The organism is Nostoc flagelliforme FACHB-838, assembly GCF_014698065.1.
In the GTDB taxonomy this organism is placed as follows: Bacteria; Cyanobacteriota; Cyanobacteriia; order Cyanobacteriales; family Nostocaceae; genus Nostoc; species Nostoc flagelliforme_B.
In genome coordinates this window covers 1-8,023 of record NZ_JACJSI010000268.1, presented here as the reverse complement: position 1 = coordinate 8,023, position 8,023 = coordinate 1, and the positions used below count along the sequence as shown (strand labels likewise).

The window sequence follows — 8,023 nt, the reverse complement described above, 5'->3', positions numbered from 1 at the left end:
CTGTTTAAGACTATTGAGGAACACATCACCAATCCACGAAAGAAAGGAGTCATTGACCTAGCTTCAATTGATGCGCGAAAGAATACCCTTTTGCCCGACAGCCGCTACTCATTTGGGTTTAGTGCGCCAGCAGATATTGCTATGCCCATTGTTGCTGCTTATCGCGTGTTCCTGGACGAGAACTATAACTGGTTAATTCCTTTTGATGATTTCGCGGAGGACTTTTTACAGCATTTATGGGCAAACTACTACCGCAAGTATTTGGTATCAGAGAAGTTAGCTGGCAATACAGTTGGCAGCAAAATCTGTCGAAACCCAATCATTTGGGATAATCTCTACGTTTCGGCTCAAAATCATCTTAATCAACAATTGCTCAAGATGGTTGGATCAAACAATAACAAGCGTGAACAATTAACATTGGCAAATTAATATGACTGAAACGACACATTTGCAGGTACAAGAATTATCACGATTTGCCCAAGAGCAAGACTTGAATCAGCAATATCGACAGTATTTCGGGGATGTCTGGGACGAAGTTGGAGTTAAAGATATCTCCAAAATGACCATCCAAGATGCCGAGCAAACCTTGAAGGTACTAGCTGATAGTGAAGCATCTCCCCAATTCATCAAATCTCTACTAGCACAAGCAGCAATTGATGGTGCGTCACCGCAGGTTTTAGAGTATTTCTTGAGTAGTGACATTGACGGCAATGGGCGGACTCTGGCACAAGAATTATTTCAGGATCAGACGAACCCATTGCAGCCGGATACACCCCAACCACCACCAAAAGCACAGGTTCTATCCTCATCTCTACAACCAGATTTGGAATGGGAGATATAGCATAAACTCGCTAACTTTACTAGTTACTCTAGTACCGATTTTTTCAGTACTAACGTAGCTAGTTCTTTTTAGAAAGCATATTTAAACTTCTTAAGTTAGGTATGAGTTCCACTTTTCAAAAAGCACACTAGCAGTCTGCCAACCCAAAAATACGCTTTTTCAGACTGGGGAAAAGTAAAAGGGGAAAGGTTAAAGGATTTAAACCCTTTCCCCCTGCCCCAAATCCTTTACTTCGTGGGGGCCCCACCTTCCCCCAAACCCAGTACCCCGCTTTCGTCACGAAAGCGAACTACTAGGGTGTAGTTGAATTATCGATTACACCTGTTCCCTCAACTAACTCAACAACTAAAGAAGGCCATACTATGACTATATTAGGTATTAATAGACCTTTAGATACAACCCAGGCAAAACTGTGGGACGAGCGCGATTTGTCTACAAGCGATCGCCGCCGAGAGCATCTAGAAATTCTCTTGTGCCAGAAAGTACAGATAGGTGAAGATCCTACCTTGTGCGAACAAGTTTTGAATTATCTGTACTTCTCCATATATCAACAGAAGCTCAATCGCATCGCTGTCCAAAAGGAGAAAGAAAAGTCGGTCTTTGCCTCCCTACAGCAAGTGATTATTACGTCTTTTGCTATTTTAGGGATGTTTGCGTTCCTTGCCGCCGCTTCCAACAAGTCAGTTGTGCGATCGTCTGGGGTAATCCCTCCAACTATAGAACGGCAAGCCAATTAAGCAAACAGTTCGCTTTTTCGCCCAGCAGACAACGGAAGACCAACTGAAAGTATATGTTGTGGGCTGAAGTAGTCAGAGAACACTCGGCATTCAATTCACTGCACATATTAATCATTACACCCTTTGCCATTTTAGGAATGATTGCCTTTTTTAACGGGGCGTTTCGCTCTGCCAAACCATCGGCTGCTGCTAACCTCCCTGCTGTTCAAGCTCATTAAAAGGATGTCACTAAAAGGCTGAAAGCGCTGTTTTATAATGCTTTCAGCTTATATTACCACTCGCTCTGCTTAGGGTGAGCTTAATATGCTGTGTCCTTGTCGAAAGGCAAACTGTCAACATCCTCAAAGTTACGCAGGTCTTGCTCCATCTGCTGCCGACGTTGAACGTATGTTCTGCTGTTTCCAATCCTCCCTCTCATTTGCCATGCGCCGAAATTGATTCCCTGTTCTGCATGTTTTTCAGAAACTTTGTTGTAATCATCAACTTCAATTTTTTTACGTCGCTCCATCTCTTCAAGCCATCCCTCGCTGATGCCCTTGTCTAGAGCTTCTTGAACGTACTCAGGGTTAAGAGAACCGTCTGGGTTAAACTGCCGCTTTTCTTCTGCTGTGAAGAAATCGTAGGCAGTATAAATAGGCCAAGGCTCTGGATCTGTTTCGTCTAGTCGTTTCCATTCATCGTAGTTATTTTTAAGTCGAAGGGCATAACTATTGATTGCTGCGTCATTCATACCTTCAAATAACATTTGTTGTCTAGCTTCATTCTTTAAAGTTCCGTCTGCGTTAAATTCTTTCCCATGCATATTTAACCAGCGTTTAATTCTTGACATATTGGACTCCTAAAAATTTTCAATGATTAAAAAAGATTATGTCTTTGCAATTCCAACACTTTGACCCCAGACTAAATCAATGGATTCACACTGATGGAGATAATCAGAATCCCCAATCAATTTTAACTGAAAAGTTAGATAATACTCTATTAGAATTTTACTTTCCAGGTCAACAGTTTTCTTTCGGACATATAGATGAATATAGTACGCCAGAAGATTTAAGAAATCACCCAAATAGGCAGACGCTGTTATTATCTTCTAAAACCCGATTATTGTACGGGTCGCCAGAATGCTTGAAAGTAATTGAAAAGTTATGCCCTGATAGAAAAGATAGAGGTGCTTACGGTTCAATCTTTCTAGGGGGGTGTAAAAATTCGATACATGAAGAACTAAACATTTTGATTGTAGATGACTCTACTGAAGCACAAGGTGAAAATGGAAGAATTCTTAATAAAGAAAATGCTTTTAAATTGGTAGGTGACTGCTACGGTCAAATCTCTACCCAGCTATATGATAAATTAACTAAAAGGGAAGAACAGCAGGATAAAAGTTATCGCGTAATTCAGCATCGATTTGGGTGGACAGAAACTGATGGAGAAGATACTAAATATCGATTTGGTAAAGGGACATTAAGACCTTGTATTTTTGATAAAATAAAATATGCTGACACGAATAATGAACCCAAAATTGACTTAATTCTTCCCCTATCTAGCTTCAAAGGTACGGACAAAGATCATCCCGATAAACCGAATAAACCCCAAATTCAACCGGGATTATACAAACAAAAAATCTGGTTAGGCGAAAAGTCCCAATCAGAGCGAGGTAAAACTGCTATATCTCAATTATTAGCATCATTTCCTCAAGGTATTAAGGATTTTGCAGAAGAACTAGAGGTACAAGCCCAAAAGCTAGCAGAAGCTCAAGATGACCCTAGAATTGTTGCACAACTGTACTGTGAAAACTACGAAAAGCGAAAAGAATTTTCAGAAGAGCAAAAAAAATCTTTAGAACAAGAAATTATTGAATCAGTTAAAGCTGATACTTTTGGCATTCGGCGAAAGAATACATATCTCATCGCCTATTTAAATCAGTAGAGGAACTGAAAAACTTATTAAATAGGTTGTTAAATCAGGGAGAGTTAATAATTAGATGGGGAAGAAAAATTAAAAATAAAGGTAATGCTGCTATTGCAAACTAAATGTGGAACAGCTTATTCGCCTAGATGAGATTAAATTCACAAACAGTGAACGCCCCCATAAATTATTAGCAGTTGCACAGATAGATGGTGAGATTGGGTCAGATGGGAAACCCGCTTACCGCAACCTGGGGACAGTTAGCCAACAATCTGTGACTGACCACAACCTCAAGGCGGGGATGACCATGCAGGGAGCTAAACTCCTAGAACTAAAACCAGAACTTACTAGAAGCCAAACTAAACTACTCTATGCCTTGGCGCAGGAGACGACTCTCGCATTTTATGCGAATATCCCAGAGTCGGAAAAACTTGCATCTGCCGCCGCCGCTTGGAACATCTGTGCATCTCGCCAAGATGAACTTGAAGTTGCAAGAAAAGAAAACGCAAATCCCCAGGCGATCGCTAAAAAAGTCTCTAATTTTGCCTTCGCTGCTTTCCCCAATGAGATTATCTCTCGCTTAGATAAATTGCAATTTACTGAGCCGAAGTTAGTCACATTAAATAATGAAGCGAATCAATTTTTGGGTCGAGACTGGAATCCAACCGAAAAACACCCGATAGAAATCAGAGCTTCTCACCATCCAGTCGGACATGAGCGCCATGTTTCTAGGCTAATGTTTGTCCAGGATAGTGACGGCGAATACAAGGAATTCGCCATGCTCGAAACCAGAACCGCACAGCTTCCCATTGGAACGAAAGCGCTCTCCCGTATGGTTGGGATAGAACCTGCCACTGCCAAAGCAACTATTGGACTGCCAGGAAACGAGCCGATTGAAATTACTATCCGTGAACTCAAGAATTTCTCTTATGCAGGACTTGTTTTTAACGCCGAACCCGTAAACTTAGAATTTGGCACTGTGCCGGTGACTGACAAAACAGTAAAAATAAAACTTGATGGCAAAACTCTAGGGGAGTTAGACAATGATTCTGTCCAACAGTTAAAACAAATTGATTACTTGAAAAATGGTAATCCTCTAAAGTTAAAACTTACTTCTATCTCCGAAACTGGAGATCAAGCTTTTGTGCTGGGTGAATCTCCCAATGGTAATCTCCTGAAAATTAATAAAATTAACTTTTATGATTTTTCTGGTCAGACATTCAATGATCAAGATTACCGAAAACTGACTATCGAAACCTCAGCTTCTAAAAGTAGAGATGCTGTATTTTTGAATGGTGAACCCTTGGGGGTATTACATTTCAAAAAAGACAAAGACGCGCTCAGACAATTTGGGCTACTCAAAACCGGAAAACTTACACCCGCACCCACTATTATTGAAAGTAACTTTTCTGTTATTTGCGCTCAAATTGACCCTAATACCGTTGAATATCCTCAAAAATGGACGAAGGAATTTCAGGCTTTTGGGACTCAATCAGTTAATTCTCAACAGCTGTATATGATTGAGAGTAGTGCTAAAATTCTACATCAGATTAAAGAGCGTCCTACTTTCTTATTTTCTACAGAATCAAACAAAAAACTTGGAATCATGGGCTTGGCTGTTGACAACCAGAAAGCTGATACTGTGACTAAATGGTTAACTGCTCAAAAAGTTGAATGGGAGCAAGTACCAATAGAAGATGTGATCAGGGAAACTAAAAAAGGTCTAGCGGTATTTAACTTAGTTGATAGCTCCATCCCTGCCAAAACTTTAGAGAGCATGTCCAAGAAATTTGGGGCTGTGATTGAAACGGATAGTGAGTATCAACAAAGGGTTAATTCCCTCGCCACACGACCGCAGTTTTTGAAACCACCAGAACAAACAGCACAATCCCCACCTAACCAATCTATAACTCCATTACTCTCCATTAATCCTTCTACACCAGACATTAGTAATAGTACAAAAACCGAACCTCTAGGTGTAGAGAAGCCTCCGACAGTCACTATTGATGACTTGAGAAGTTGGTACAATGCCGCAGATAAGTTAGGGAAGTCGGAGAATTACAAAAAACGCATTGTAGAAGTGGCCAATCAGTTTAAAGCTGGTAAGCAATTATCAGCCCAAGCGTTGACAGTAATGAATCAAGATACATTTGAACTTGAAGCCATCAGTCGGTTGACTCAAATTGCTCAAAGGATTGGTATGGTCTGGGGTAAGTCTGATGAAAATGGGACTCAAGTTCAAGGAAAGATTTATGACTTGGCTTTCAACACCCAACAGAGGGATTTAACTATTTCGCAGAAAAATGGAGAGGTAATTTTAAACTTGCAATCTGGCCAGGTGCAGGCTTATAAACTAACTCCACAGATATTGCAAACTTTTGAGGATGCTAATACTCAAATTGATAAAATACTAGCTAAATCTCAAACACAACAAATAGACTTACAAAGATAGATTTGAAGAATTCAGCAGCCAGAAGCCAAGTCGCTTTGCTCCAATTCGTAATTACTAATGGGCTGCGCCCCGCTACGCTCTAAGCAAAGCTATGCCGCAGGCTTTACGTAATCCGTAATTAATAACCCCATGAATAAATTCAGGAGCTTGGAATATGGAGCTTAGGAAAATTCAACTTTCATCGCTACATACGCATTTGCAAAGCGTTTGTATAGGAGAATTGCTCCTAAATTTGCTCCCAGACAGATGCTTCCTAGCCCCAATAAAATGTATGTGGGAGCCATGACAACTCCAATCATGAACCAAGCAAATACGTGCAGTATGATTAATAAAGCAAAGGTACTAGCAATTGCAGCACTTCGCCAAATATTAATAGCTGGACGGCACAATAATGTCAAACCTATTGTTAACGAGGTAGCAATTAGGTTGGCTGGGATTAGAAAAGCACAAATACCAATGCAGTAAGTGCTTGAAAATACCGTCAAGGTGTTAAAGTGTAACATAAATTATCCTAGATTAAATTGCCAAATTTTAGATAAATATTTGTCCTGATATCCTCAAGGCTAGTCAGAGTCTAAAAGATTTATAGGTTAGCCGAAACTATGGCATTACTCAGATATTAGTGAAGACACAGTATAACTCTGAACCACCAACTTCTTGGTGGTTCAGAGTTATACTTCGTATTAGCTACTAGTCAAGCACTTAAGCAGGAAATATTGTCCGGGTAATTAGTGCGCTGGCGAACCCAGAAACACTAAGACCTAGCAAAATACTAGTAAACAAAAGACCTATTCGAGGGTTAGAATCTAGTTTTTTGTCTTCTCTACCACCTGTAAAGAATAAAGACCAAGCTTGGGAAGCATTGATAGTCTTAAAGCTATTAAAATCAGGTCTGAAAACAACAGAACCAAATAGCTCAGGAGATTTGAAGTCGAAATCATTGTTCATGTAAATAAGTATAACAAATATCTTGTCAAATAGCTAGCTTTATGATAAAAGCTTACAGATAAAGGCAAGGTAGATATGTCGAGGGTAGCGATCGCCGACGTTGAGTGGTGATTTTTCAGAGGGAACTTCCACCCCTTTTTGTGCTTACCACTTGCCCATAAGGCACAAGACACGAATAAATCAGCCCAGCCGTATCAATAATATTTTTAGCAAAACCGAGATATCTAGGCGATGAAAGCCCTCAAGGCGAAAGCGACGGCTGGGCTGATTTATTTATTTATTGGATCTCCCTAAATAACCCTTTTAGGGAATGTTTTCATTTGAATAGTCAAGTTGAGGTCGAGGCTGAAACAACGGTAAATTAAGGTTTTTGATAATAAACTTTACCAAACTTTACGACGTGTCCGATTTTGCACATAGACCTTTCGGCGGATACCCTACTATGCCAAATATGCTAGATACAAAGGTAAAATAACTGCCAATGCTCGATTACGTCAGTGCAGGAATCGCGTTTTACATAACCATGCTCCCCGTACAAGAGTGGATACTGGAATTCCGCCTTGGTTATCTCGGTCGCTACTGGAGCTTGATAAGCGTCGTTGGCTTATTAATTGGCTTTTTGCTCTGTCTGCTGATATTTGTACCATTGATCATTAACATGATACTAGATCCGTCTAAATATCCAGGACATTTGGTTATGAGCGGGATCGCTGCGGTGATTTTTGGTGCAATACTCTGGCTGGGACAGTGGCTAATACTGCGACAGACTGAAATGACACCAAGAGTTTTTGCGCTCATCAATACAGTAGTTGGAATTTGTGTCTTCTCTGTGCTGGTATGGTTTAACCAAAAAAGTTTGCAGTGGAGTGGTAGCCCGATTGAAGGTTGGAAAACCGGACTCATCTTTCTATTGGGTGGTACCTGTACCGGAGCAGCGACGGGTAAAGCATTAGATTTTTACTGTGGACGAGTTGAGCAGCGATTAATCAGACTTGAGAGGGAGAGGGTAGAACAAGAAACCCAAGAGCGGGAAAGGCTTTTGAAAGAAAGAATTGAGAAGGAGAAATTAGCGCAAGAACGCTTAGAAGCAGAGATGGCAGAACCCAAAAGGATACAGCGAGAGGCGGCTATTGAAGAAGAACG

8 protein-coding genes and 3 pseudogenes are annotated in these 8,023 nt (G+C 40.6%); 8 read left to right on the top strand and 3 right to left on the bottom strand.

What is annotated here, in order from left to right; all coding sequences use genetic code 11:
- From H6G97_RS40290 to H6G97_RS40275, 4 genes and pseudogenes are all read left to right on the top strand, one after another.
- Nucleotides 1-429, top strand: a pseudogene (locus H6G97_RS40290) (AIPR family protein); the annotation flags it as partial.
- A gap of 1 nt (nt 430) precedes the next feature.
- Nucleotides 431-841 (top strand): hypothetical protein, encoded by a 411-nt coding sequence (locus H6G97_RS40285; protein WP_190946216.1) that lies wholly within the window; start codon nt 431-433, stop codon nt 839-841.
- 362 nt (nt 842-1,203) lie between these two features.
- Nucleotides 1,204-1,578, top strand: a complete 375-nt coding sequence (locus H6G97_RS40280; protein ID WP_190946215.1) for a hypothetical protein — start codon at nt 1,204-1,206, stop codon at nt 1,576-1,578.
- 53 nt (nt 1,579-1,631) lie between these two features.
- Complete coding sequence (locus H6G97_RS40275) at nt 1,632-1,796, top strand: hypothetical protein (protein WP_190946214.1); 165 nt, start codon at nt 1,632-1,634, stop codon at nt 1,794-1,796.
- Nucleotides 1,797-1,876: 80 nt separating this feature from the next.
- On the opposite strand, the gene H6G97_RS40270 is transcribed toward H6G97_RS40275, so the two are convergent.
- Complete coding sequence (locus tag H6G97_RS40270; protein WP_190946213.1) at nt 1,877-2,407, bottom strand: hypothetical protein; 531 nt, start codon at nt 2,405-2,407, stop codon at nt 1,877-1,879.
- Between the two features lie 38 nt (nt 2,408-2,445).
- On the opposite strand from H6G97_RS40270, the pseudogene H6G97_RS40265 reads away from it, so the two are divergent.
- From H6G97_RS40265 to H6G97_RS40255, 3 genes and pseudogenes are all read left to right on the top strand, one after another.
- A pseudogene (locus H6G97_RS40265) lies at nt 2,446-3,432 on the top strand (hypothetical protein); the annotation flags it as partial.
- Between the two features lie 20 nt (nt 3,433-3,452).
- A pseudogene (locus tag H6G97_RS40260) lies at nt 3,453-3,605 on the top strand (IS630 family transposase); the annotation flags it as partial.
- Between the two features lie 2 nt (nt 3,606-3,607).
- Complete coding sequence (locus H6G97_RS40255) at nt 3,608-5,932, top strand: hypothetical protein (RefSeq protein ID WP_338421949.1); 2,325 nt, start codon at nt 3,608-3,610, stop codon at nt 5,930-5,932.
- Between the two features lie 161 nt (nt 5,933-6,093).
- Here H6G97_RS40255 and H6G97_RS40250 read toward each other — a convergent pair whose 3' ends face one another.
- Nucleotides 6,094-6,435, bottom strand: coding sequence for a hypothetical protein (locus tag H6G97_RS40250; RefSeq protein ID WP_190946212.1), 342 nt, complete (start codon nt 6,433-6,435; stop codon nt 6,094-6,096).
- Between the two features lie 199 nt (nt 6,436-6,634).
- Nucleotides 6,635-6,880 (bottom strand): hypothetical protein, encoded by a 246-nt coding sequence (locus tag H6G97_RS40245; protein WP_190944382.1) that lies wholly within the window; start codon nt 6,878-6,880, stop codon nt 6,635-6,637.
- Between the two features lie 481 nt (nt 6,881-7,361).
- Between H6G97_RS40245 and H6G97_RS40240 the strand changes: the two genes are divergently transcribed.
- Nucleotides 7,362-8,023 (top strand): hypothetical protein (locus H6G97_RS40240; protein WP_190946211.1); only part of this gene is annotated, 662 nt, incomplete at its 3' end.

Coding starts and splice junctions, on each gene's coding strand:
- H6G97_RS40285 (WP_190946216.1), top strand. CDS start 431: ATGACTGAAACGACACATTTGCAGGTACAAGAATTATCACGATTTGCC.
- H6G97_RS40280 (WP_190946215.1), top strand. CDS start 1,204: ATGACTATATTAGGTATTAATAGACCTTTAGATACAACCCAGGCAAAA.
- H6G97_RS40275 (WP_190946214.1), top strand. CDS start 1,632: ATGTTGTGGGCTGAAGTAGTCAGAGAACACTCGGCATTCAATTCACTG.
- H6G97_RS40270 (WP_190946213.1), bottom strand. CDS start 2,407: ATGTCAAGAATTAAACGCTGGTTAAATATGCATGGGAAAGAATTTAAC.
- H6G97_RS40250 (WP_190946212.1), bottom strand. CDS start 6,435: ATGTTACACTTTAACACCTTGACGGTATTTTCAAGCACTTACTGCATT.
- H6G97_RS40245 (WP_190944382.1), bottom strand. CDS start 6,880: ATGAACAATGATTTCGACTTCAAATCTCCTGAGCTATTTGGTTCTGTT.